This window comes from Oceanobacillus sp. FSL K6-2867, assembly GCF_037963145.1.
Taxonomy (GTDB): Bacteria; Bacillota; Bacilli; order Bacillales; family Amphibacillaceae; genus Oceanobacillus.
On sequence record NZ_CP150144.1, the window covers coordinates 3862818 to 3886968 of the forward strand.

General features: G+C 36.5%; 28 protein-coding genes. 23 read left to right on the top strand and 5 right to left on the bottom strand.

The features are described 5' to 3' along the window. Positions 1-9: 9 nt before the first annotated feature. Positions 10-939: a heme A synthase gene (locus tag NSQ77_RS18660; protein WP_339227574.1), complete on the bottom strand. Its 930-nt coding sequence runs from the start codon at positions 937-939 to the stop codon at positions 10-12. A gap of 453 nt (positions 940-1392) precedes the next feature. On the opposite strand from NSQ77_RS18660, the gene cyoE reads away from it, so the two are divergent. The 7 genes from cyoE (at position 1393) to NSQ77_RS18695 (ending at position 8010) form a co-directional block, all read left to right on the top strand. Further along, complete coding sequence (gene cyoE / locus NSQ77_RS18665) at positions 1393-2334, top strand: heme o synthase (protein WP_339227575.1); 942 nt, start codon at positions 1393-1395, stop codon at positions 2332-2334. Positions 2335-2395: 61 nt separating this feature from the next. Next, complete coding sequence (coxB, locus tag NSQ77_RS18670) at positions 2396-3448, top strand: cytochrome c oxidase subunit II (protein ID WP_339227576.1); 1053 nt, start codon at positions 2396-2398, stop codon at positions 3446-3448. 46 nt (positions 3449-3494) lie between these two features. Next, positions 3495-5348, top strand: coding sequence for a cytochrome c oxidase subunit I (gene ctaD, locus NSQ77_RS18675; protein ID WP_339227577.1), 1854 nt, complete (start codon positions 3495-3497; stop codon positions 5346-5348). A 1-nt stretch (position 5349) separates the two neighbouring features. Next, complete coding sequence (locus tag NSQ77_RS18680) at positions 5350-5973, top strand: cytochrome (ubi)quinol oxidase subunit III (RefSeq protein WP_339227578.1); 624 nt, start codon at positions 5350-5352, stop codon at positions 5971-5973. Between the two features lie 3 nt (positions 5974-5976). Then, the gene (gene ctaF, locus NSQ77_RS18685) at positions 5977-6297 is read left to right on the top strand and encodes a cytochrome c oxidase subunit IVB (RefSeq protein ID WP_339227579.1); all 321 of its coding nucleotides are present in this window, start codon (positions 5977-5979) and stop codon (positions 6295-6297) included. Between the two features lie 216 nt (positions 6298-6513). Then, entirely contained in the window at positions 6514-7410 is an 897-nt protein-coding gene (gene ctaG / locus NSQ77_RS18690; protein ID WP_339227580.1) for a cytochrome c oxidase assembly factor CtaG, read from the top strand. A 144-nt stretch (positions 7411-7554) separates the two neighbouring features. After that, positions 7555-8010, top strand: a complete 456-nt coding sequence (locus tag NSQ77_RS18695) for a DUF420 domain-containing protein (RefSeq protein WP_339227581.1) — start codon at positions 7555-7557, stop codon at positions 8008-8010. Positions 8011-8071: 61 nt separating this feature from the next. Here NSQ77_RS18695 and NSQ77_RS18700 read toward each other — a convergent pair whose 3' ends face one another. Next, positions 8072-8437, bottom strand: coding sequence for a YugN family protein (locus NSQ77_RS18700; RefSeq protein ID WP_339227582.1), 366 nt, complete (start codon positions 8435-8437; stop codon positions 8072-8074). 305 nt (positions 8438-8742) lie between these two features. Between NSQ77_RS18700 and NSQ77_RS18705 the strand changes: the two genes are divergently transcribed. From NSQ77_RS18705 to coaD, 7 genes are all read left to right on the top strand, one after another. Continuing rightward, complete coding sequence (locus NSQ77_RS18705; RefSeq protein WP_339227583.1) at positions 8743-9816, top strand: CAP domain-containing protein; 1074 nt, start codon at positions 8743-8745, stop codon at positions 9814-9816. Between the two features lie 590 nt (positions 9817-10406). Continuing rightward, positions 10407-10796 carry a YlbD family protein gene (locus NSQ77_RS18710; RefSeq protein WP_339227584.1) on the top strand — a complete coding sequence of 130 codons (390 nt, stop codon included), beginning with the start codon at positions 10407-10409 and terminating at the stop codon, positions 10794-10796. 11 nt (positions 10797-10807) lie between these two features. Continuing rightward, positions 10808-11041, top strand: coding sequence for a YlbE-like family protein (locus NSQ77_RS18715; protein ID WP_339227585.1), 234 nt, complete (start codon positions 10808-10810; stop codon positions 11039-11041). 60 nt (positions 11042-11101) lie between these two features. Continuing rightward, entirely contained in the window at positions 11102-11539 is a 438-nt protein-coding gene (locus NSQ77_RS18720; protein WP_339227586.1) for a YlbF family regulator, read from the top strand. Between the two features lie 98 nt (positions 11540-11637). After that, a complete protein-coding gene (locus NSQ77_RS18725) occupies positions 11638-11913 on the top strand; it encodes a DUF2129 domain-containing protein (RefSeq protein WP_339227587.1) in 276 nt (91 codons plus the stop codon). A gap of 338 nt (positions 11914-12251) precedes the next feature. After that, entirely contained in the window at positions 12252-12809 is a 558-nt protein-coding gene (gene rsmD, locus NSQ77_RS18730) for a 16S rRNA (guanine(966)-N(2))-methyltransferase RsmD (protein WP_339227588.1), read from the top strand. A gap of 146 nt (positions 12810-12955) precedes the next feature. Then, positions 12956-13441: a pantetheine-phosphate adenylyltransferase gene (gene coaD / locus NSQ77_RS18735; protein WP_339227589.1), complete on the top strand. Its 486-nt coding sequence runs from the start codon at positions 12956-12958 to the stop codon at positions 13439-13441. Positions 13442-13507: 66 nt separating this feature from the next. Here coaD and ylbJ read toward each other — a convergent pair whose 3' ends face one another. Continuing rightward, complete coding sequence (ylbJ, locus tag NSQ77_RS18740; protein WP_339227590.1) at positions 13508-14722, bottom strand: sporulation integral membrane protein YlbJ; 1215 nt, start codon at positions 14720-14722, stop codon at positions 13508-13510. Between the two features lie 187 nt (positions 14723-14909). On the opposite strand from ylbJ, the gene NSQ77_RS18745 reads away from it, so the two are divergent. After that, entirely contained in the window at positions 14910-15929 is a 1020-nt protein-coding gene (locus NSQ77_RS18745) for a SepM family pheromone-processing serine protease (protein WP_339227591.1), read from the top strand. 127 nt (positions 15930-16056) lie between these two features. Here the strand turns inward: NSQ77_RS18745 and NSQ77_RS18750 are convergent, their stop codons facing one another. Next, complete coding sequence (locus tag NSQ77_RS18750) at positions 16057-17268, bottom strand: nucleotidyltransferase (RefSeq protein WP_339227592.1); 1212 nt, start codon at positions 17266-17268, stop codon at positions 16057-16059. Positions 17269-17451: 183 nt separating this feature from the next. Here NSQ77_RS18750 and NSQ77_RS18755 point away from each other — a divergent pair, with 183 nt between their 5' ends. The 3 genes from NSQ77_RS18755 (at position 17452) to NSQ77_RS18765 (ending at position 19029) form a co-directional block, all read left to right on the top strand. After that, entirely contained in the window at positions 17452-17979 is a 528-nt protein-coding gene (locus NSQ77_RS18755; RefSeq protein WP_339227593.1) for a YceD family protein, read from the top strand. Positions 17980-18023: 44 nt separating this feature from the next. Then, entirely contained in the window at positions 18024-18197 is a 174-nt protein-coding gene (gene rpmF / locus NSQ77_RS18760; RefSeq protein ID WP_339227594.1) for a 50S ribosomal protein L32, read from the top strand. Between the two features lie 346 nt (positions 18198-18543). Then, the gene (locus NSQ77_RS18765) at positions 18544-19029 is read left to right on the top strand and encodes an RsfA family transcriptional regulator (RefSeq protein ID WP_339227595.1); all 486 of its coding nucleotides are present in this window, start codon (positions 18544-18546) and stop codon (positions 19027-19029) included. Positions 19030-19127: 98 nt separating this feature from the next. Here the strand turns inward: NSQ77_RS18765 and NSQ77_RS18770 are convergent, their stop codons facing one another. Beyond that, positions 19128-19613, bottom strand: a complete 486-nt coding sequence (locus tag NSQ77_RS18770) for an N-acetyltransferase (protein ID WP_339227596.1) — start codon at positions 19611-19613, stop codon at positions 19128-19130. A 259-nt stretch (positions 19614-19872) separates the two neighbouring features. Between NSQ77_RS18770 and NSQ77_RS18775 the strand changes: the two genes are divergently transcribed. The 5 genes from NSQ77_RS18775 to ftsL all read left to right on the top strand — a co-directional run bounded on the left by NSQ77_RS18775 (position 19873) and on the right by ftsL (position 24151). Beyond that, entirely contained in the window at positions 19873-20253 is a 381-nt protein-coding gene (locus NSQ77_RS18775; RefSeq protein WP_339227597.1) for a DUF3397 domain-containing protein, read from the top strand. A gap of 92 nt (positions 20254-20345) precedes the next feature. Next, on the top strand, positions 20346-21965 hold the full coding sequence (gene bshC, locus NSQ77_RS18780; RefSeq protein WP_339227598.1) for a bacillithiol biosynthesis cysteine-adding enzyme BshC: 1620 nt from the start codon (positions 20346-20348) through the stop codon (positions 21963-21965). Positions 21966-22175: 210 nt separating this feature from the next. Continuing rightward, on the top strand, positions 22176-22607 hold the full coding sequence (gene mraZ / locus NSQ77_RS18785; RefSeq protein WP_339227599.1) for a division/cell wall cluster transcriptional repressor MraZ: 432 nt from the start codon (positions 22176-22178) through the stop codon (positions 22605-22607). A gap of 192 nt (positions 22608-22799) precedes the next feature. After that, on the top strand, positions 22800-23777 hold the full coding sequence (rsmH, locus tag NSQ77_RS18790) for a 16S rRNA (cytosine(1402)-N(4))-methyltransferase RsmH (protein WP_339227600.1): 978 nt from the start codon (positions 22800-22802) through the stop codon (positions 23775-23777). Then, entirely contained in the window at positions 23777-24151 is a 375-nt protein-coding gene (gene ftsL / locus NSQ77_RS18795) for a cell division protein FtsL (RefSeq protein ID WP_339227601.1), read from the top strand. The genes rsmH and ftsL overlap by 1 nt, the downstream gene beginning before the upstream one ends.

The following is a 24151-nucleotide window of genomic DNA, read 5'->3' on the forward strand; positions in this document are numbered from 1 at the left end:
CAGGAATGGCTATTTAGCCATTCCTGTTTTTTCTTTTTTAGCACTCCTGTTTGATAGGAGGATAAAATAACTTAGCATTCCAAAGTAGCAGGAGATTACTAATGCATGCATTAGTGCTACACCAAGGTTTAGTAAAGTAAATATAATCAATGCACCAAATAAAACCTGCAGGGAAATCAAAATAAATGTAATAATCCATCCCCAATACATTACATTGTTGGAACGATAGTTTTTGATCATGTTAATCATTAAGATTAATGTCCAAATAAACAGTATACCTGCCGCGAATCGGTGTCCCATCTGTACCCACTGATTAAAATCATAATCAGAAAAAGAAAGTGGAGTGGTATTTGTACAGAATGGCCAGTCACCACAAACAAGATTGGATTCAGTATGTCGTACCAGCGCACCTGTGTACACTACAACCATTGTATAGATGGATAGCGCGTAAATCTGCAAGCGATGATTTTTTTTAATAAATAGTGATTCGGTATGTAACTTCTTATCTAATTCAAAAATTAGCAGCATGAGCAGGAAGACTGCTGCAAACGATAATAAAGATATACCGAAATGGGCAGCAAGTACAAAATCGGACTGTCCCCAAACTACAGCTGCTGCACCAATTAATGCCTGCAGGATAATAAAGAAAACAGAAGAAAATGCCAGGAATTTCACTTCACGGACATGACCAATTTTAATCCAGGATAAAATTGCTAGTGTTAGTACAACGATTCCAGCTGCTCCAGAAACAGCGCGATGGCTTAACTCAATTACCATTTCAAAAGTAAATTCAGATGGTATTAATTCACCTTCACAAAGCGGCCAGCTATCCCCACAGCCATCCTCAGAGCCAGTCTTTGTAACCAATGCTCCTCCTAATAGAAGAAAAAGCATTGAAATTGTTGCAATTAATGATAAGGTTCGTAAAAATTTAATCATATACTCGACAGCCTCACTTCTAATGATTAAAAACTATTAATAGGTTAATCATAATATCAGATTAACTTTTATTGCAATGAAAATTGCTTCGAAACTACTAATATACATACAATTGTAATAGTATCATGTTTTACATGCGTTTTCACTATGCAAATAGGAAAAAAGCTTGCATTAATTTACGTTGTTTGCTAGAAATAATATAGGGATGTTTGCAGCCATCCCAAATAATTGGCATTATACATATTTCAATTGGTGTTAATAAACCTCGAAAATTTCACTTAATTGTCACATATCCACTGCAATTATGTTGTAAACTATTTAGTGAATTGGTAAGTTAATTAGATTGTAAATTAATTCCGTGATACAATAGGACTTAGAATCAGAATTCATGGAATGAATAAGACTTCTGGTTATTTAACGTGTCTTTTTGCGGGGGTTAAAGGGGGGAAATTAATGAATAAAGCGGAAACATCATATTCTGAAATGATCGGTGATGCAGCATTATCCAACAAAGGGAAAATCGGAGTGTTTTTTAATGAAATAAAAGCGCTTATAAAAATAGGTATTGTAAACTCGAATATGATTACTGTTTTTGCCGGTTTTTGGTTAGCAGTCCATTTTTCGAACTCTTCCTTTATATCCCATTGGGGAACTTTTTTACTCACAATGGTTGGTAGTGTGCTCGTTATTGCTGGTGGCTGTATTATTAATAATTGGTATGATGCAGACATTGATCCCAAAATGAACAGAACAAAAAAACGCCCGACGGTTACTGGGTTTATATCTCTTAAAACAGCATTAATTGTTGGACTTGTGACTACTGCGGCAGGACTTATAATGTTATTGTTTACGACTGCATTAGCTGCACTTTTTGCTTTTATTGGATGGTTTGTTTATGTCGTACTGTATACAATGTGGTCAAAACGTCGTTATACATTAAACACGGCAATCGGAAGTATTTCAGGTGCTATGCCGCCGCTGATCGGATGGGCAGCATTTGATCCTTCTTTGCATATTGTTCCAGTTGTTATGTTTTTAATTATGTTCATCTGGCAAACACCTCATTTTCTTGCTCTGGCAATGAAAAAAACCGAGGATTACCGAGCTGCGGGGGTACCTATGTTACCTGTCGTCTACGGGTTTGAATTTACAAAACGCCAAATTGTAGTTTATACTGCCTGTCTGCTTCCACTGCCATTTTTACTCGTCACACTGGGAACGACATTTGTAGTTATTGCGGTATTACTTAATATTGGTTGGCTTGTATTAGGATTTAGAGGCTTCTTTATGAAAGATGATTTAAAATGGGCAAATATCATGTTTATCTATTCGTTAAACTACCTGATCATTTTATTTCCATTAATGATTATCGTGACATTGCCTATATTTAACTAACCGTTTGTCCTTAAATAAATATATATAAGGAAACAACAAGAAGAAAGAGAGGTATTAATACATGGAAGGTTGGATGGGAAAAACTAAGGCACTATTACTGTTTACAATGTTGTCTCTATTTTTGACCGCGTGTGGTAAAGAAAATTTAACAGCGCTCGCGCCAAAAGGGTATGGAGCAGAAAGCTCGATGAATTTAATTATTCTTACAACATTAATTATGGTTGGAGTTTTTGTCGTCGTTATGATTATCTACGTTATTGCTTTAGTCCGTTTCCGAAGAAAGAAAGGGCAGGAAGATTACATTCCAAAGCAAGTAGAAGGAAACCACACACTGGAAACGGTTTGGACAATCATACCGATAGTGCTAGTTTTAATTATGGGTGTACCGACTGTAATTGCTACGTTTGATTTAGCAGATACATCCAATGCAAGTGAACACATCAACATTGAGGTTACAGGAAATCAATATTGGTGGCATTTTAATTATGATGGGGAAGAAATTGTAACAAGTCAGGATTTGTATATTCCTACAGGTGAAAGAGTATACCTGAACATGCAATCCTCAGATGTTATTCACTCGTTTTGGGTACCAACCATTGCTGGGAAAATGGATGTTAGTCCGGAAAACGTAAACACAATGTACATTGAAGCCTATGAAGAAGGCGTTTACTGGGGTAAATGTGCTGAGCTTTGCGGACCATCGCATTCATTGATGGACTTTAAAGTAATTGCAGTCAGTCCGGAAGAATATGAGCAATGGGTGGCTGATATGCAAGCAGTTGATCCAGAACAAGAACCACAAGATGCTGTAGCTCAAGAAGGTAAAGAATTGTTTGAAGCAAATAACTGTATGGCATGTCATGCAATTGGATCTTCACCTGCTGCAACTGGACCTAACTTAACAAACTTTGGGAACCGCTCTACAATTGCTGGTATTCTAGAACCAACTAAAGAAAACCTGGTTGATTGGATTTTGGATCCTGAGTCAATTAAGCCTGGAAATAAAATGACAGGTGCATATCCTAGTATTTCTGAAGAAGAGGCGAATAGCATTGCTGAATATTTACTGCAATTAAAGCCTTCTGAAGTAACACCTGAAAGCGCTGGGAATTAAAAAAATATATAATTGGGATGAAAGACACAAAAGGGAGGTTTAAGCTTTGAGTAATGCAGCTACTCAAAAGAGAGCTTTTAGTGCTGTGCTATGGGACTACTTAACCACCGTTGACCATAAAAAGGTTGGAATTTTGTACTTAATAGGTGGTGGGTTCTTTTTCCTGCTAGGTGGACTAGAAGCTCTTATTATTCGAATTCAGTTAATTAAGCCTGAAAATGATTTTATTAGTGCAGGTTTGTACAATGAAATGATCACAATGCACGGAACAACCATGATATTCCTTGCAGCGACACCATTGTTATTCGGTCTTATGAACTATATCATGCCACTGCAAATCGGGGCACGTGACGTTGCTTTTCCATTTTTAAATGCACTCGGATTTTGGTTGTTCTTTTCAGGTGGTATCCTATTAAACTGTAGTTGGTTTTTGGGAGGAGCGCCTGATGCAGGATGGACTGCATATGCTCCATTATCAATTCAATCACCTGGACATGGAACTGACTTTTATGTCATGGGATTACAGCTATCTGGTGCAGGAACATTAATGAGTGGTATTAACTTTCTTGTTACCATTGTAGCGATGCGTGCACCTGGGATGACTTATATGCGTATGCCATTATTTACATGGACTACTTTTGTAACAAGTGTACTAACCTTGTTCGCGTTTCCTGCATTAACTGTTGGATTGTTTTTATTAATGTTCGACCGTATGTTTGGTTCAGCGTTCTTTGATGTAGCACTTGGCGGAAACTCAGTCATATGGCAGCATTTATTCTGGATTTTCGGTCACCCTGAAGTGTATATACTGATTTTACCTGTATTCGGGGTGTTTAGTGAAGTCTTGCCTGCGTTCTCTAAAAAGCGATTATTTGGTTATTCAGCAATGGTATTTGCAACCTTTTTGATTGCATTTTTAGGATTTATGGTTTGGGCACACCACATGTTTACAGTAGGTTTAGGACCGGTAGCTAACTCGATATTTGCTGTTGCAACGATGGCAATTGCTGTTCCGACAGGTATAAAAATATTTAACTGGCTATTTACAATGTGGGGCGGAAGTATTGTCATTAATTCAGCAATGCTTTGGGCGCTTGCATTTATTCCTTCATTTACAATTGGGGGTATGACAGGGGTTATGCTCGGGTCAAACGTTGCGGATTATCAATATCATGATTCCTACTTCGTCGTTGCACACTTCCACTATGTAATCGTTGGTGGGGTTGTATTTGGTTTATTTGCTGCTTGTCATTATTGGTGGCCAAAAATGTTCGGTAGAATTCTTCATGAAGGTATGGGTAAACTATCGTTCTGGACATTCTTTATTGGATTCCATTTAACGTTTTTTATCCAGCATTTTCTTGGACTAATGGGAATGCCGCGTCGTTATTGGGTCTTCTTGGAAAACCAAGGACTTGATACTGGAAACCTGATCAGTACAATCGGTGCTTTCTTTATGACATTTGGTACATTAGTTTTTCTCGTTAACATTGTTTATACTGCTGCTAAAGGCAAAAAAGCACCTGCAGATCCATGGGATGCTCGTACATTAGAGTGGACAATTCCTTCACCACCACCGTTTTATAATTTTAAACAAATGCCTTTAGTAAGAGGACTTGATCCATTATGGATTGAGAAAACAGAAGGAAATGGAAAAATGACTCCCGCAGAGCCATTGGATGAAATTCATATGCCTAACGGATCTATTCTTCCATTAATTATGACAGCTGGTTTCTTTATCGCTGCTTTCGGTTTCATTTATCAGACTGATCATAAAGCTTGGTTAATAGCAATATATGCTGGTATGGCGATTGCGATTGGTTCTATGGTAATCCGTTCATTGAAAGATGATCTTGGATTTCATATTTCCAAAGAAGAACTAGAAAGGGAGGCTGACTGAGATGAGTCATGATCATTCCTTAAATCCGAAAACGATGCCAGAAGATCCTGCAAAAGCAACAACGGAAGGAAAACATAAATTTCTAGGTTTATGGTTCTTCCTTGGAGGAGAAACAGTTCTTTTTGCTTGTTTTTTCGGAACGTATCTAGCTTTAAGAAATTCAACGGCTGGTGGTCCAACATCACAAGATTTATTTGGATTAGAATTAGTATTCTTAATGACTGTTTTGTTATTAACAAGCTCACTTACTAGTGTGTATGCTATATATCATATGAAGAATAATGATTTTAAAAAGATGATGCTTTGGATGGGGATTACAGCACTATTAGGAATTGGTTTCTTAGCTTGTGAAATTTATGAATTTGCTCACTATATTCATGATTATGAGTTTACATTCCGTTCCTCTGCATTTGGATCAGCATTCTATACATTAGTTGGTTTCCACGGAGGACACGTTATTTTCGGACTGAGTTGGCTGATTACCCTCATGGTACGAAATGCTAAAAGAGGATTAAACCTATATAATGCCCCGAAATTCAATACGTTTGCATTATATTGGCACTTTATTGACGTTGTATGGGTATTCATCTTTACAGTAGTATATCTAATGGGGATGGTGAGTTAATTTATGACGGAAAATACAAGTACCAGCAAAATTAATTCGTTCCAAAGAGAAAAAAATCGAGATGAAATGAGAAAACAAATCGTTTCTTTCGCATTAATGATTTTCTTCACGTTGATTGCTTTTTTTGCAGTTGGTATGGGAATCAATTCTATGTTTGTAATTCCATTAATACTCATTTTGGCTATTGTCCAAGTGGGATTCCAATTTTATTATTTCATGCACTTGAAGGATAAGGGACATGAATTCCCAGCGCTATTAATCTTTGGTGGAATATGGGTTACATTTTTAGTCGGAGTTACTTTTGCAACCATTATTTGGTGGTAAAAACTCTGTAATTTGAAATAGAAAAAGATCGGGATGTATATATCCCGATCTTTTTTTTCAGGGAAGTATAATAACTTAGCTGGCTAACCTATGTAAAGTTTTTTTATGAATTCAATGTGTACTAAGTTCTCTAACAAATTTGTCACAATAACAAAAGAATTTATTTGGTTTATACGTTATAATATAAAGATAGTCCAGTATATGGAGTGATTAATGATGTGGTTAGAATTACAAATTTTTGGTTTTCGGGCATTGTGGAGTCCCTATTATTTCCTTTTTATTGTTGGTCTTGCTATTTTATATTATTTAATTACAGGCCCATACCGTCATAAATTTGGAGGGGATGCCAGACCAACTGTTAAGCAGCAAAGTCTCTTTTATCTTTCGCTTGTCTTGCTTTACATTGTAAAAGGATCTCCAATAGACTTGCTTTCACATATTACATTGACAGCACATATGATACAAATGGCAATTTACTTACTCGTTGTGCCTATTTTTATGTTAAAAGGGATCCCAGAATGGCTATGGAAAAAAGCTGTTTATACACCGGTTATTAAACCTATATTCAAGTTTTTAACGAAGCCGCTAATTTCATTACTGTTATTTAACGTTTTATTTTCTTTTTATCACATGCCAGTAGTTTTCAATTTTGCGAAAGAATCACAGATTATGCATACATCTACATCGCTGATTTTGTTTATTTCAGCTTTTATTGTATGGTTCCCTTTACTATCTCCAATAAAGGAATTGGACAAGCTGCACCCATTGATGAAAATGGCATATATCATTGGTAACAGTGTTTTGATAACACCAGCCTGTGTACTTATTATTTTTGCACCAGAGCCACTATTTGCAGCGTATACACAAGATGGTTCTTGGCTTCAAGCTTTAGCGTTATGCGTACCAGGTGATGTACTTCAAGGTTTAACGCCAGCTCTTTCCGGCCCTGAAATGTTTACGAGCATGGATACAGTTGAGGATCAACAACTCGGCGGCATTATTATGAAAATCATGCAGGAAATTACGTATGGAATCGTACTTGCAATCATATTCTTTAAATGGTTCTCAAAAGGAAGTCAGACGATTGACCCTCTTCCAACAACTGCAGAATAGGAAGAGAAACGTTTAAACATCCAACTAGTTCCTGAGTCTGTTCCAAGGGTTCTAGATGATAGCCTTGCCTTATTGACATTCAGTCGGGGTACGGAAATTCCTGCTGAACAAAGTTTTACTTTATCTAGAAAGGATTCGTGAGTTATGCCATTTTTACCAACACTAAGTACTTTTTTTATTGTCCTCAGTGCAATTTTAGTTGCAATTGGTTGGATATTAATTATAAAAGGAAAGAAAAATGCACATAAGAAAGTGATGCTTTCAGCTGCATTCAGTGCGATTCTGTTTTTTATTATTTATATGTCACGTACAATTTTTGCTGGAAATACGAGTTTTGGGGGACCGGATGATATTAAAATCTATTATACCCTTTTCCTCATTTTCCATATTATTTTAGCTACAACCGGTGCTGTGTTTGGAATTGTTACGATTGTATTAGCTTTAAAGAGAAATATAACGAAACATGAAAAAATAGGACCTGTAACGAGTATTATTTGGTTCTTCACTGCTATTACCGGTGTTGCAGTATACTTACTATTGTATGTTATCTATGATGGTGGAGAAACAACAAGTATGATTAAGGCAATTTTAGGCTTTTAAATGGAAAGAAACCAGCTGGTAAATTACCAGCTGGTTTCTTATTGCTTTAGCAAAGCGAAAATCACTTTTTATAATGTTGAATTTCATCAGCGACTTTTGCAACAAGTGTGTGCGCTCTTTCCACTAAACTTTCAGGAAAATTTTCAGCTTCTCCATACTCGACTCCATGTGGGTAGTAATGTTTGCCAAGTAGTGGTGTTAGTAATTTAATGACAGCGTCACCTTTATCAACATCACCTTCAATAGCATGTCCTTGGATACGAATGTAATATGTAACGTTCTTCTCTTGTGATCCAATTCTGTAATCATAAGTAACTCTTTCATAGTCCCATTGTCCTGCACGAATGAATGCATGTTTGCCAGTTAAATGATCAAGAGGTCTTAAATCTACAATTGAATCTTCAATACCCGTATTTTCCAATCTCATTTTTTTCACCTCATATATTAGTCCTCATTGTATAATGATAGTACGAAAACGCTTAATATGCAATTAAAAACCGATTATTATCTATTGAATAGGTATATAATTGTGATAATAAATATAATAATAGGGTAAAGAGAATATGAATAACTTTATCACTTAAATTCTATAAATAGGTAGATCGAGTTTTACTTACCCAAGTTTTTAATGATGAACTAGTTTTTTGAATTTATTTTAAGATGGGATGTCTTTTATTTGAAAAGGAAAGAAGTAATTATAAAAAGCTACGTATAAAGAAGGAGAAGTTGCCGATGCGAATAATTCGAAATCTATTTTTATTATCGTTACTAGCAATCGCGGGTTTTTATGTACTGGATCGAACGGAAACTTCACCAAAAGAAGTTGTTCAGCAAGTTACAGATATTGTAAAAGAAAAACGACATGTATTAGAATCAAAAATTTCACCTGAAGAAGTGAACATTGAGCCTGTTCCATTAGAAGGGAATATATTTCAATGGATAGGCAAATCGAGTGATGAACTGAAAAAGGATTTTGGTGAACCAATAAGGATCGACAAAAGTGCATATGATTACGAATGGTGGGTGTATACGAATTCCACTAATCAATATGTACAATTTGGGATAGAAGATGATGTTGTTAAAACTATTTTTGCAACAGGAGAAAATTTGGATACAGAGCCTATTAACATAGGGCAGCCGTATGAGGAAGTTAATCAGAAATTCGGCTTTACGGATGAAGTTTCCTATAATAATGGCATATCATCGTATACATTTAGAATTTCGGAAGAGGATATAGGAGTAAGGCCACTTGTAAAGTTAAATGATAGCACGTTTATTCAGCTTTATTTTGATACATTTACTGATAAGCTATCGTCCGTTCGCGTTTTAACCGCAGATACACTGTTAAAGCATCGTCCATATGAAATTGAATATCGGGGCAAGCTGCCAGATGAACCTAACTTTACTGATGGTGAATGGCAAGAAATTGAAGAGGGGATGGAACAACAGATTTATGATCTGACGAATATAATAAGACATCGACATGGCAAGAGTATGTTAGATTGGAAAGAAAGTGTAAGCAATGTAGCATTTCTTCATAGTAAGGATATGGAAGAAAATAATTATTTTTCCCATTACAGTTTAAATGGAGATGGGTTGAAAGAACGTTTAGAAGCAGAGGATGTTTTTTATCTTGCAGCGGGTGAAAATATCGCAGCTCAATACCCGGATGCACCAGCTGCGATGGAAGGCTGGTTAAATAGTGAAGGACATCGTGAAGCTTTGTTAAGTGACGACTATACCCACATTGGAGTCGGCGTGTACCGGCTATATTACACACAAAATTTTCTTGATAAGCCATTATAACGCAGATTGTCCTAAGCGAGAAATACGCTTAGGACATTTTTTGTAACTGCTGCATCTATAACTAACATGAACAAAATTCAAGATTAATTGTAGTTTAAAGAAACTGCGGATTAATATGCAATTATGGATTATGCGTTAACCCGCTCCGGAAATATATTTCATGCACCTTAGGGGGCTGGTGAGCCACCTTGTGCTATCGCACTGCATGGTCTCACCGATGCCGCCCTTCCTCCCGCAGGAGTCTACGTATATTTCCTGCGCTAGTATTGGTTCACTATAAATGATATGGATTAAAAAATAAAAACAGTATTGTATTCTAACCAGTCTGGGTGAGCGTAGGGCGGTGACTCCTGCGGGAACAGCACGTGTCTGAAGACTCGTAGGAAGTGATTTTCTTCCGTAGAGGCTGAGGCCGTGCCCGCGGAAAGCATCCGCCCTCAGCGACCCCGGACGGCGAGGCATGCTCCAATTGGAGGTTAGTTCGAAGTGTATATTTTTTCCGTGCAATTTTTGCCTCCGGTTTTCACATATGAATTGCCGATGCATAAATTAGTTAGTACAAATGACTATATATTGTAAGGGGTGATCATATGGGCGATTTACATCCGTCAGTAGTTTCTTTTAAAAAATTTATCAATGCGCATCCTGCTTTAATAAAGGAAATCAGAAGGAGTGGCAGGTCTTGGCAGGAATATTATGAAAAATGGGCGTTGTTGGGCGAGGAAGACCCGTATTGGGATGAATTTAAAGTGGATAAGCATGAAGAAAATTTAAGTGAAGAAAAATCCACTATAAAAAATACAGAACTTGTCAGTCAGCTAATGAAATATACGTCTAACTTAGACGTTAATAAAATGCAAGGTCAGGTTGAACAATTGAGTAAAGCAGTTACAGCAATCCAGGAAATAGTATCACAATTTAAAAAAACACAGAATAACAATCAGCCGCAAAAGGATCCATTCAGTTGGGTCAAAGACTGAGGTGACAAACATTGGATCAGCAAAGTATGCAATATTTAAGAGAAAATCCAAAGCTCGCAGAATTTGTCCGATATAATCCAGAATGGTATCGCTATTTATCGAGGGGACCAGAAAGAATTAAAGAGATGGAGAAAGAAGCTAAAATTTTCTATGGCAAGACACTGCCACAGCAAATAAATACATTAAATGACCGAATCCAAATGATCAGTATGCTAGCTGAAGTAGCAAAAGCAATGAAAGATTAGAATCTAATTTATTTTCAACTGCCCAATTAAATGATACTATATAGTAGTGGGGGTGTATTAATGATAGCTACATTAGAATATGTGGATATACTTGACCGTTCTGAGCAACTTGGCAAAATGGTTATGGCATCTGATACGATGGAAGCCTATAAGCAAACCCGTGCTGCACTTCATGAGGATGAGGATGCTCAAAAGCTCATACAAGCTTTTTTAGATATGAAGGACCAATACGAGGATGTCCAGCGGTTTGGTCGCTATCACCCAGACTACTATGATATCATGAAAAATATCCGTGTTGTAAAAAGAGAAATGGATATGAATGATAAAGTAGCAGCATTTAAAATGGCTGAACGAAATCTCCAGAACTTATTGGATGAAATTAGTCAGTATGTTGCTGAGAGTGTCAGCATGCAAATAAAAGCTCCAAAAGATGGTGCTGCACTTACAGATAGTGGCTGTGGTTGTGGCAGTGGTGGAGCATGTGGGTGTGCTTCCTAGCCAATTCATGTTCGTCTTTAGGTTACCCCTAGAGACGAACAAAAATTCAGCCGTATTGATTTTTAATTAAGAACTAAACGGATAGTGGGGTTTTTTGAGTGAGAACAAATAGACAAGGTATTGTTGTCTGGTTTCAGCATATGAAGAACATTAAGCAATTGAAGCGATATGGAAATTTGGTCTATGCTTCAAAAAGATTAAAGTATGCTGTAATTTATGTTAACCAGGATGAACTGGAAAAAATAGAAGCTAAAATACTGAAGCATTCGTTTGTTTCCAAGATAGAAAGATCGTATAAACCTTTCGTCCGTACAGATTATGAAAATGCGAAACCAGATAAAGCAAAGCAATATGATTATAAAATGGGAATCTAGATAAGCCTTGATAGGATTAATATTCTTATAAGGCTTTTTTTATTTCTGAGAATAAAAGAAAAACCTGCAGAAATAACTTCTGCAGGTCCCTTTGTTTTTCCTCCTGAAAAACAAAAAGGCAAAGGGAGAGGAGAAACCGGAGCAAGAACTTATGGGGAAGTGTAAGTCTACTCCGTTTGAAACAACCAAGCTAATAACTAGTTGATTCATAATGATAGTATGGACAATGAAAATAAATATATACATATGATTAGGTGCAACCTGGTGAGATCATTGTTTTCTAATGTATTATTTTATGGTAGGATATATGTCGAATAGCATCAAATTGAGGTGAATTCATGCGAGTTATTGCAGGTGATTATAAAGGCAGGCAATTAAAAGCGGTTCCAGGTAAATCAACGCGCCCAACAACGGATAAAGTGAAAGAAGCAGTATTTCAAATGATAGGCCCTTTTTTCGAGGGAGGAAAGGTGCTGGATTTATTTGCCGGAAGCGGATCGCTCGGAATCGAAGCGCTAAGCCGTGGAATGGATTATGGTATATTTGTTGATAAACATCCAAAAGCAATACATACAATTCAGGAGAATATCCAAACATTGAAACTGGATCAATATGCTGAAGTATTTCGTGCAGATGCTCATCGTGCAATAAAAGCAGCAGCGAAAAGATTGTTGAAATTTGATCTTATTTTAATCGATCCACCGTATGGAAAAGTGGATTACGCAGAGCTTATAGACGAAATGATAAAGATCGATTTACTTAACTCTGGTGGCATCATTTATTGTGAACATGATCCAACAGAGAAGCTCCCTAAAGAACAGACAGGTTTAACCTTGTTAAGACAAGAAAATTATGGCGGAACAATTGGAATAACTATTTATCGTTCATACTGTTAACTCCATCTCGTAATGAGAGCAAAGCAAAATCTGAAAATGGTAGGGCTATGTGTTATGCCCTTGTATTTAGAACATTATTTTAGATAGAAAGGAAACCCGAATAATGAAGTTACACTTTACAAACTGAAATAGGAAGGAAGTTATCGATGGGAAAGTTAGCGATTTGTCCAGGGACCTTTGATCCGATTACAAATGGACATTTGGATATTATTAGCCGGGGAGCGAAGGTGTTTGATCGCGTTATTGTAGCTGTCTTTAATAACCAGGCTAAATCTCCACTCTTTACAGTAGAAGAAAGAATTCAATTATTACAGGAATCCACAAAGGATATCCCAAACGTCACCATAGACGCCTCTGATCACCTGCTAATGGATTATGCACAGGAGAAAAACGCACATGCTGTTATCCGTGGTCTTCGTGCTGTGAGTGATTTTGAATATGAAATGCAAATTACTTCAATGAATCGAAAACTAAATGAAAATATTGAAACATTTTTTATGATGACAAATAATCAATATTCCTTCCTTAGCTCTAGCATGGTAAAGGAAATAGCTAAATTTAATGGAAATATCAGCGGACTCGTACCTGATTTTGTCGAGCAAGCATTAAAAGAAAAATATCATCATATTTAAAGATATAGAAAACCAGCTTCTTGAAATACTGTTTTTCAGAAGCTGGTTTTCTATTTTTATAAAGTTTTATTTGAAACTTCTTTTGTAAAGAATAAGCACAGAGAATGCTAAACAGGCAATCGTCACAATTGGTCCAATATCTTTCAGATAGTAAAGAATCATTCCCCACATGTTTTCAGTTATATCTAAATGAGAAACAGGTATTTCATTCAAGTCAATTGTCTGCCTGTCCAAATATAGCGGTTTATACAGTATGATGGTTAATATGACAGCAAAGCATCCATGTAAAATCCTTGCAAAAAAATATGGGAGATAACGTATATCTGTTTTTGAAAGAATGCTGGCTACTTGTGCATGAATGGAAAGCCCGTTAAAGCCAAGAATAAAGCTAATAACAATTGCTTGCTGTAAAAAGCTATCTGTCATCGTTTGTGAGATCATATTTGCTCCAATAGTAATTTCAAATAAACCTGAAAAAATGGGAAGCGCTAAATCCGCAGGGAAATCGATAAGTATAAAAAACTGTTCCCAAACTGCGGCAATAGCAGACGAGATACCCACTAGAAATAACAGTTTTATAAGGACGGAAAAAAGAATAATGAATCCGCCAACCATAACCAATGTTTTTATGGAATTCAAAACAGCATCACCGAGAATTTCCCCCAGAGGTTTATTCGCTTTCATCCGGGATTCATGCATTTCTCGAAAAGCTTTTACAAGAGGGAATATCTGCTTGCTTTTTTTTTCTCTGCGCTTTGTTATTTCCTGCTTTCTTCCATAAAAGCGCATGCAAATGCCAACCATAGCATTGCTTGTATAATGACAAACTGCTAAAAGTGCCCCTAGCTTCAAATCATGGAAAAAACCAGCAGAAATTGCTCCGAAAATAAATAATGGACTGGAATTGTTGGTAAATGATACGAGTCGCTCTGCTTCTATTTTCGATAGTTGCTTTTCTTCTCGTAAACGTGCTGTGATTTTAGCGCCAGTTGGGTAACCGCTTGCCATTCCCATCATCCAGCCGAAGCTCCCGGAACCTGGAACGTTGAATAAGGGTCGCATAATTGGCTCAAACAATATACCAAAAAAATTCACAACCCCAAATGCCAGCAAAAGTTCGGCAGTAATAAAAAAAGGGAGCAAAGAAGGAAATACTACTTCCCACCACATATTTAATCCGCGAATGCCTGCTTCTAAAGCCTGATCAGGAAAGCGGATTAAACAAAACGTTAAGAAAATGGTAAGAGTTGAATAAATAAAGGTTTTAAGTAATTGTCCCAATCGAAAGCCTCCTACGAAATGAACCTAGCTCTGTACAACTTATTTCGTTAGTAGTAGAATTATTCTAGCTTGTACTAAATACCATGAAAAAGTACGTGTCTGTACAATATACGCTCATACATTAGGCAAATATTCCATAGACATGTTAAAGAAATGTTTGGAAAGAAGGAAGGGGCCATAAGTTACGATGAGAATGACAAAAAGAAATATACTGTTTTTTATTATTATAATTGCTCTCGTTTACTTTCTTGGTACATATCAATTACCATATTATATCCAGAAACCAGGTGGAGCGAACGCGCTAAACCCAATTGTTGAAGTTGCAGACGGGTCTGAAAGTGAGGGAGACATGCACCTTGTGACGGTAAGCGGCCTTCAGGCAACACCGATTCAATATGTACTAGCTAAACTTTTCGATTATCATGATATCCTGCCATTGGATGAAGTGTTTCCAGAAGGGATTTCACAAGATGATTATATGCAAGCCCAGCTGCAAGTCATGGAGAGCTCACAGGAAGCTGCAACTGTAGTAGCCTATGAAGCAGCAGGTGAAGATATAACCATTGAATATCAAGGCGTCTATGTTGTTTCTGTGGTTGAAAATATGCCAGCAGATGGTAAGTTGGAGACAGGTGACCGGATAATTGGAATTGATGGTCAGGAAATTCGTGAGTCCACAGATTTAATTCAGTATGTTGATGATAAAAAAGCAGGGGATACTGTCCTAATTGAATTTGTTCGTGAAGATAAGACGATGGAAACGGAAATTATGCTTGAAGAATTTAGTAATTTAGACAATCGGGTAGGTATCGGAATTAGCCTTGTTACAGACCGTAATGTAACGGTTGATCGTGACATTCAATTTTCAAGCGGAAATATTGGCGGACCGAGCGCGGGATTAATGTTTACTTTGGAAATTTACGATCAATTAACAGAAGAAGATATTACAAAAGGTTATGAGATTGCCGGTACTGGAGAAATCGATTATGATGGAAATGTACTCCGAATTGGTGGAATTGATAAGAAAATAGTTGCTGCAGATAAAGAAGGGATCGATATTTTCTTTGCACCAAATGAAAATGGAGCTGCTGACTCCAATTATGAAATTGCTAAGAAAACAGCCGAAGAAATTGGAACCGAAATGCAGATTATCCCCGTAGATACGTTTGAAGATGCATTAAGTTATTTAGAAGAAATGAAAGAATAATTACGGTTGAAACGACATTAAAATAAGCATGCTCTGAAAAAAAGCTGTAAAAAATAGATCTTGCAAAAGATCTATTTTTTACAGCATAGCATTCAAGTGCATTGCAAAACATCGTAAGCGGAGCTGTTTAAAGCATGATTGGTGCTTGTAATTCCTGTTTAAACAGCTTTTGCTTGGTTTGTGGTGGAAGGATGCTGTAATAGGCATTACTTGCTTTTTCCTCAATAGATAATATAGGATGTTGATTTCTTCCTAATCTTGATATAACTGGGACATTTATCTGCTTTTTTTGTTTATTTAAATATTCCCTTCCCTTCTTTGTTAAACCGATCACACGCACATATGGAACGGTTAAAGCTCTTGGTACCATCTCTACATCAGCTTTCTTTGTATTTGTTAATATATGGACAAACATTCGCTGGATTCTTGTCCATGTATAACGCTTCGTCTTAATAGCTTCAACCCAGTCTTGAAAAGTACTAGCTGTTTTAGCTGTAGCTTTAATTCTGTATTCAATTCCCTCATCAACACCATGGATACTTGCAAGCTCTTCTGTTGACATCGTCATTACTCGATAATGTAATAGTGTGAAATATTTTTCCCAATCATGCCACTGTGAGGCAGTGTGTTTGTATTGTTGCAGCTGATTGACAGTTTCTGTTGGAAGGCTGTCGATAATCGCAGATGTTAATGTATGTTGTTTCATCAGTTCTTTTCGAATGCTTGTTGCACTGGCAATCGTACCAGTGATTGTTTCATCGTGAAAGGCATTCGCTTTTCTTTTTATTGTTAATGGAGTGATTGGTAGCTTGTTTTCTATTATTGCTTTTACATAGCTGTATCCGAGAATATTATTTGGTTTCGATAAATCCATATTGGAATCTGTAAGCCCTATTTCTTTGTACGCATATGTACTAGCTTCGGGAAAGGAGCATCCAGCATCTAAATAATGTTTAAGTATATGATTATAAGTTGATGTTTTTTCTTTAAATATATGATAGCTTGATATAAAGCTATTTATCGAGCCGGATTCACTTCCAAAACAGATACTGTTGACACCGAATTCAGAGAGTGTTTTTACAGCCCCAGCAGCAAAAATATCGCTATGCTGTACTGCATATACAAAAGGGAGTTCAAGAACAACATCAATACCAGTATTTAATGCAGCTTTTGTGCGATGAAATTTATCGATGATGGCAGGCTCGCCACGCTGTAAAAAGGATCCACTCATTACAGCAACTGCACAATCAGCAGCTGCTGTTTTTTTTGCTTCCTCCAGATGGTAGACATGACCATTATGGAACGGATTGTATTCAACAATTAGACCACATGCATTCATTTCTTCAGCTCCCAAGAGATTAGTGGATTATATTGTAACAAAATATAGTCTTTATCGCATCTTCCATGCTATAATGGTTAGTAAAATTGTTAACGGGAAGAATACACTTACGTGTAAAGAAAAAATGTTGACAAAAACTCATTTTTCTTTTAAAATAACTCTTGTTGCCTAGAGGTGATAATATTGAAATTTACATTAAGCCAAATCAGAAAAAATGCTGTCAATAGGCCGTTTGAATTCGATGAAATTGTGGATGTTAGTGAACTGGAAACAATGAACAATGACATACGTAAAATTAAACCTGTTCGTGTTCACGGGAAAGTAGACATTCATGGAAATCAATTCTTTTTCTCTTTTCTGATTGAAGGGGAAATGGTATTGCCATGTGCGAGAACATTGGTTGATGTACCATATTCATTTACAATTAAAGCAAATGAAATGTTTTCAACTTCTTCTTATGATGATAGGGATGAAGATCAAGAAATCCATCTAATTGATGGTGAAGTGCTTGACTTAACTCCGATTATCAAGGAAAATATTCTATTGGAAGTCCCATATCGTGTATTTTCTGAAGAGCCAAATCCGGAGGAAGGTGCCCCTTCTAAGGGAAATGGTTGGGAATTTATTTCAGAAGTGAAAACAGAAAAGACAGTAGATCCCCGTTTGAAAAAATTGGAGTCTTTGCTTAAAAATAATAAGAAAGAAAAATAAGAATTACATTCAAGTTTTACTTTCATTTGAAGGAGGTGTAAGTCATGGCAGTACCTAAACAAAAAACGTCTAAAAAAGTTAAAAATCAACGTCGTACTCATAAAAAATTACACGTACCTGGCATGGTAGAATGTTCTAATTGTGGTGAATTAACTAAACCGCACCATGTTTGTAAATCTTGCGGTCACTATGATGGAAAAGAAGTAGTGAGCAACTAATATCAGGATATACAAGAAACAGATCACAGATTGAAGTGATCTGTTTTTTTATTTTGAATCTGGAACAGCATGTTTCCATCTCTTGAAAAGAATCGTTTTCGCGAGGTGCCCTAAGGGCGCATTCTCCCAGACCAATCTTGGATGATGTGAGTAGCCAAAGCAAGTAATTAGGAATAAGTGCTAAGTATCTTTGAAAAGATAACTACAATTTTAGTCAAATCTTAGAAGGTGTATTTTGGTGATACATAATAGGCATGCTGTGAAAAAAATTGTGCAGAAACAAGAATCCTATTCTAGCACCCCTATTTTTTGCATACATTATAGCAAACGTATTAGGAGGGGTGTTATGAACGATACAAGGCAGGATGCATGGACAAAGGATGAAGATATTATTCTTGCTGAGACAGTGTTGCGCTTTATTCGTGAAGGTAGAACGCAGCTAGAAGCATTTAAGGAGGTTGCAGCACAGCTTTCTCGTACATCAGCAGCATGTGGATTTCGCTGGAATGCTACTATCCGTAAACAATATCAAAATGCCATTCAATTAGCTAAAGAAGAACGAAAAAGCGGGTTAAAGAAAACCGCGTCTAGTTCTAATCATAATGAATCTGCAGAGCGATATACGATAGAGTCAGCTATACTTTTACTTGAAAAAATGAAGTCTAATTTTGAAGATGCAGAAAAAATGGAGTTAGACAAGGAGTATCAACAGAAATTAAAGGATATAGAAGAAGAAAATGAAAAACTGAAAAACCAATTATCACGTTATGATAATGCATGGCATGAGATGAATAAGCTTTGGACTTGGGTTAGAGAGGGAAAGCATCATTAATTCAAAATTAAATCCAAAAAGTGAAACGCGATCTGATTATAATTTTATAAATATTTAAAACAGACATGAATGGAGATGACCCATTCATGTCTGTTTTTTTAGTTAGGATTACTTTCCTTTTCCTGTACTCCTGCAGGCAACCAGATAAGCGGATTTTCTCCTAAATCTCTTTCCATTTCATAATGCGCTTTTACAAATCCCATTTTTTCCCAGAAACCATGGGAATTAATTCTTGGACTTGTTTTAATCGGCAGTTCAAAACCTTTTGCAAAATCAACCATTAACTTTCCGATACCTCTACCTTGATAATCTGGTAGAACTTCGAGCTTCCATAGTGTTAAATAGTCCTGCTGCGGTGAAAAATAATAATCGTACTTTTTATTAACTTCATATAAACTCATTCTTGCAATCAGATTTTCACCATAGTAAATTCCGTAAAATGGAGATTTACTATCATTTTCAATAATGTTATTTTGTAAATCTTCCATCATCGTTAATTCCTGATTTCCATATTCTTTAAATCGCTTAAATTTTTCAAGTGTCTTATAATTGACTAACAGATTTTCGACTTTTAATTGTTCCATTAACTTTCTCCCCCGATCTGAAGTTAGTACCAATATACCTTGTGTTGCTATCTGAACCCGAAATAAAGCGTTTACTTCTTGTGAGTAAATTATCTTTATAAATACAGTATAATACAAAAATGATAATTTTTAAATAAATTGTAAATCAGCGACCTCCAAGCTGCAAAATAACTAGAAATTTTTAAAGCATCTTGCAAGCTTATTTGGTACAATTAAAAAAATAAGTCCAGATAATAGAAAAGGAGAAAACAGAAAGCACATGCTTGAATATTTCATTTATAGTATTGCATTTTTTATTACAATTCCACTGATTGCAACGGCACTCACCTATATAATTTCCGTAAAAATTCACCGAGTCAAACTTCGAGCACTCCATCAAGCTGTTAATTGGACAACGATATTATATATTATTGCTGTTTCGATTATGCTAAATCTTATTGTTGGAAGTAGTTTTACAGGGTGGATGGTTGTTTTATTTTTAATTGCTCTTACTAGTGTAATCATTTCTCAATGGAAGTATAAAAATGAGGTAGTTTTTCGAAAAGCTGTAAAAATCATTTGGCGATTCGCTTTTTTGTTGTATTTTATGGTTTACATATTGCTTGTGTTTATAGGGATTATTCAACAATTAGCAAGCTAAATAATGAAGCATAAACAGATTTGGTGAAATAGATGTAGTTTTTATGTAAAATACATTTGTACATAATGATATATAGAAGGAGAACGGGATCCATGGAAATCAACCCAATACAATTAAGGACTCAAAGTCAGCTGATAACGGATTACCGTAATCATACAGGTGCTATTATGGATTATTTTGATTATTTACCTTATGATAATTATCATCAACGAATCAGAGATCTGCGAGAACGTACCTTTGAGCGGAAGCAGTTGACAGAAACATTAATTACGATGAATGAGGAGTGGGATGCACCAGCGTCAACTTTGAATAATATTGAAAGGCTAAGAGAAGCAGAAAGTGTTGTAGTGATTGGTGGACAACAAGCGGGACTATTAACTGGCCCCATGTACACAATAAATAAGATTGTCTCAATCATACAACTTGCCAAACAGCAGGAGGAAAAACTAGGAATCCCGGTAATTCCTGTTTTCTGGATTGCTGGAGAAGATCATGATTTTGACGAAATTAATCATGTTTATTTGCCATATGGTTCTAACATGAAAAAATATAAAATTCGTCATCATTTAATGGATAAACGTTCTGTATCGAACATATCTCTCGACCGGTCTGCCCTTGCTGAATGGGTGGATGAATTATTTGAACAATTGCAAGAGACGAAGTTCACGAAACGATTATATGCTTCCATTCAAGACACTATCGAGTTATCGAATACTTATGCAGATTTTTTTGCTCGAGTAATCTTCCGACTGTTTAATGAAGATGGGCTTGTTCTTATTGATTCAGGCAGTGAAAAGACAAGGCAGCTGGAAACAAAACAATTTAAAAAAATGATAAGACACCAAAGGGAAATCAGTGAAGGAGTATATCAAGCTTCTCAACGACTTGCCGAGGATGGGTATGCTATCTCTTTAGAGCTAAGTGAAACAAATGGTCATCTGTTTTATCATAAAGACCAAGAACGCACCCTTCTTTTCAGGAATGAAGAAGGGGAATGGGTTGGAAAGCAGAACGAAGTATGTTTTCAAACAAATGAATTAATCTCTATTGCTGAAAAATACCCAGAACGGTTAAGTAATAATGTAGTGACTCGTCCATTGATGCAGGAGCTGCTATTTCCAACATTAGCATTTATTGGAGGCCCAGGTGAAATTGGTTATTGGGCTGCATTGCAACCTGCATTCCATACGTTAGCAATCAAAATGCCACCAGTTGTTCCCAGGCTTTCGTTTACAATAGTTGAAGATAAAGTGAAGAAGCTATTGGAAAGGTTTGATATCGATATAACAGATGCAATCAATGATGGTGTGCGAATAACGAAGGAAAAATGGCTGCAATCAAAAAGTAATCCTCCAGTTGAAACGTTATCTGTGCAAATGAAAGAAGTTGTTGAAACGGCACATCAGCCATTAAGGGAAGTAGCTAAGAGCATTCGCGCTGATCTCGGCGATTTGAGCGAAAAAAATCTGGCTTATTTATACCGCGATATTGACTTTTTAACAGATCGAATTGTGAAAGTTTTAAAAGAGAAGTATGAAAAAGAATTACAAGCTTTCGATGAAATAGAAATGACACTTCATCCGCAAGGTGGGCTGCAGGAACGTGTATGGAATCCTTTGCCGTGGATGAATGCCTGTGGGATGGAGATTATTTCAGAGCTAACTCACAAACCTTACATTTTTGAAAAGGGTCACTATATTATTTATATTTAGTTCGTTTTGGGAAAACTTCACCACTATCTCCCACCATTTTAATAAACAATAAGAAAAAGCTGTTAACCGTTGGTATGACAGCTTTTTCTTATTGTTTAATAATAGGTATAAAGACCTATTTTATAGTGTGGAGCATATTTTTTAATAAATAGAGTGGAGGATAGTGGAGGGATGTGGTAATATAAAAAATATGAAAGTGGGGCGGACTAGATGTTTATGGGCGAATACCTACATAGCATTGATACAAAAGGTAGAATTATTGTCCCTTCCAAGTTTCGTGAAGGCCTCGGGGCTAGCTTCGTGGTGACACGCGGACTGGATAAGTGTCTATTCGCATACCCTATGGAAGAATGGAAGATTTTAGAAGAAAAGTTAAAGAAGCTCCCACTTACTAAAAAGGATGCCAGAGCGTTTACTCGTTTTTTCTTTTCTGGAGCAGTTGAATGCGAAGTGGATAAACAGGGAAGAATAAATATTCCTCAAACTCTTCGCAAGTATGCAAATCTAGAAAAGGATTGTAATGTTATCGGTGTTTCAAACCGTGTAGAGTTCTGGGCAAGTGACAGCTGGGAAGAATATGTTACAGATTCTGAGGAATCCTTTGGAGAGATTGCTGAAAATCTAATGGATTTTGATCTTTGATAATTACGAAGGCGTTGGTGCCAGGTTAGCGATTTACGGACTGAAATGAGCCGGAGAAAGTCGCTGGGTGCTGGAGCTGGGCTTGGCTGTTTCGGTATAAGAGATATTTAAACTAAAACTTATACTTGATCTTCTTGGAAAACCTTTTTCACAGAACGACTGAAGTTGTAAATCAATAAAGTGGGTGTAAGCATGTTTGAACATTATAGTGTATTAAAAGATGAAACAATAAAAGGGTTGGCTATTAATCCGAGTGGCACATATGTAGATTGCACGGTAGGCGGTGGTGGTCACTCGTTAGAAATCGCCAAAAGACTAAATGAAAAAGGATTACTTATTGCATTTGACCAGGATCTCGATGCATTGGAAGCTGCGAAATCAAGGTTAAAAGCATATGAGGATAGAATATTGTTTGTTCACTCTAATTTTCGAGGGTTGGAAAAAGAGCTGATAAACAGACAGATATCTCAAGTAGATGGTATTTTATTTGACCTTGGTGTCTCCTCACCACAGTTAGATAGGGGAGAAAGAGGATTTAGCTATCAACACGATGCTAAGCTTGATATGCGCATGAATCAAACAGAAGAGCTGACTGCTTATGAGATTGTCAATACATGGTCATACAGCCAATTGGTCTCTATTTTTTTCAATTATGGTGAAGAGAAGTTTTCAAAGCAAATTGCTAGGAAAATTGAGGCATACCGTGAAAAAGAGGAAATTAGTACAACACATCAATTGGTAGAGATTATTAAAGAAGGGATTCCTGCAGCTGCAAGACGTAAAGGCGGGCATCCTGCAAAGCGGATTTTCCAAGCATTGCGTATTGCTGTCAATGATGAATTAGCGGCTTTTAATGATGCACTTCATCAAGCAGCAAGAATGGTGGATGTTGGAGGCAGAGTCGCTGTTATTACATTCCATTCACTTGAAGACAGACTTTGTAAACAAGCATTTAAAAAATGGAGTACCGAAAAGGATACACCAAGAAATTTACCAGTTATTCCAATGGAACATCAAGCACCATTTAAGTTAATAACCAGAAAACCAGTTATACCAGAAGACACCGAGTTGGATGAAAATCGCAGATCACGATCTGCAAAATTGCGTGTTGTTGAGAAGGTAACTGAATGGAAAAATGAATTTAATTATGAAGAAGGGTGGAAGAAATAATGAGTGCTAACGAGGCCCGTAATTGGCAGCAAATTAATCCACAATATACTCCAAACACAGAAAAAAAAGTTTCCGTTAAAGTTAAAAAAAATGGCTGGATAACCAAAGGCGAGAAGCTTATTTACTCCTTTATCGGCGCGTGTCTTCTCATTTCAGGGATTTTTATGGTGTCATATTCATCGTCAACTGATACAATAAATAGGGAACTTCAGCAGCTTGAACAAACCGTGAATACGCAACAGGTAACGAATGAAGGTCTGATGTTTGAAGTGAAGGAATTGTCAAGACCTGAAAGAATTATCGAGATTGCAGATAAAAATGGATTGAAAATCCAGAATGCGGAAGTGAAGCAAGCGCAGACGTTTAACAACTAA

Bases quoted from the DNA above. Each gene is read 5' to 3' on its own strand.
- NSQ77_RS18660 (WP_339227574.1), bottom strand. From the start codon at position 939: ATGATTAAATTTTTACGAACCTTATCATTAATTGCAACAATTTCAATG.
- cyoE (WP_339227575.1), top strand. From the start codon at position 1,393: ATGAATAAAGCGGAAACATCATATTCTGAAATGATCGGTGATGCAGCA.
- coxB (WP_339227576.1), top strand. From the start codon at position 2,396: ATGGAAGGTTGGATGGGAAAAACTAAGGCACTATTACTGTTTACAATG.
- NSQ77_RS18680 (WP_339227578.1), top strand. From the start codon at position 5,350: ATGAGTCATGATCATTCCTTAAATCCGAAAACGATGCCAGAAGATCCT.
- ctaF (WP_339227579.1), top strand. From the start codon at position 5,977: ATGACGGAAAATACAAGTACCAGCAAAATTAATTCGTTCCAAAGAGAA.
- ctaG (WP_339227580.1), top strand. From the start codon at position 6,514: ATGTGGTTAGAATTACAAATTTTTGGTTTTCGGGCATTGTGGAGTCCC.
- NSQ77_RS18695 (WP_339227581.1), top strand. From the start codon at position 7,555: ATGCCATTTTTACCAACACTAAGTACTTTTTTTATTGTCCTCAGTGCA.
- NSQ77_RS18700 (WP_339227582.1), bottom strand. From the start codon at position 8,437: ATGAGATTGGAAAATACGGGTATTGAAGATTCAATTGTAGATTTAAGA.
- NSQ77_RS18705 (WP_339227583.1), top strand. From the start codon at position 8,743: ATGCGAATAATTCGAAATCTATTTTTATTATCGTTACTAGCAATCGCG.
- NSQ77_RS18710 (WP_339227584.1), top strand. From the start codon at position 10,407: ATGGGCGATTTACATCCGTCAGTAGTTTCTTTTAAAAAATTTATCAAT.
- NSQ77_RS18720 (WP_339227586.1), top strand. From the start codon at position 11,102: ATGATAGCTACATTAGAATATGTGGATATACTTGACCGTTCTGAGCAA.
- rsmD (WP_339227588.1), top strand. From the start codon at position 12,252: ATGCGAGTTATTGCAGGTGATTATAAAGGCAGGCAATTAAAAGCGGTT.
- coaD (WP_339227589.1), top strand. From the start codon at position 12,956: ATGGGAAAGTTAGCGATTTGTCCAGGGACCTTTGATCCGATTACAAAT.
- NSQ77_RS18745 (WP_339227591.1), top strand. From the start codon at position 14,910: ATGAGAATGACAAAAAGAAATATACTGTTTTTTATTATTATAATTGCT.
- NSQ77_RS18750 (WP_339227592.1), bottom strand. From the start codon at position 17,268: ATGAATGCATGTGGTCTAATTGTTGAATACAATCCGTTCCATAATGGT.
- rpmF (WP_339227594.1), top strand. From the start codon at position 18,024: ATGGCAGTACCTAAACAAAAAACGTCTAAAAAAGTTAAAAATCAACGT.
- NSQ77_RS18765 (WP_339227595.1), top strand. From the start codon at position 18,544: ATGAACGATACAAGGCAGGATGCATGGACAAAGGATGAAGATATTATT.
- NSQ77_RS18770 (WP_339227596.1), bottom strand. From the start codon at position 19,613: ATGGAACAATTAAAAGTCGAAAATCTGTTAGTCAATTATAAGACACTT.
- NSQ77_RS18775 (WP_339227597.1), top strand. From the start codon at position 19,873: ATGCTTGAATATTTCATTTATAGTATTGCATTTTTTATTACAATTCCA.
- bshC (WP_339227598.1), top strand. From the start codon at position 20,346: ATGGAAATCAACCCAATACAATTAAGGACTCAAAGTCAGCTGATAACG.
- mraZ (WP_339227599.1), top strand. From the start codon at position 22,176: ATGTTTATGGGCGAATACCTACATAGCATTGATACAAAAGGTAGAATT.
- rsmH (WP_339227600.1), top strand. From the start codon at position 22,800: ATGTTTGAACATTATAGTGTATTAAAAGATGAAACAATAAAAGGGTTG.
- ftsL (WP_339227601.1), top strand. From the start codon at position 23,777: ATGAGTGCTAACGAGGCCCGTAATTGGCAGCAAATTAATCCACAATAT.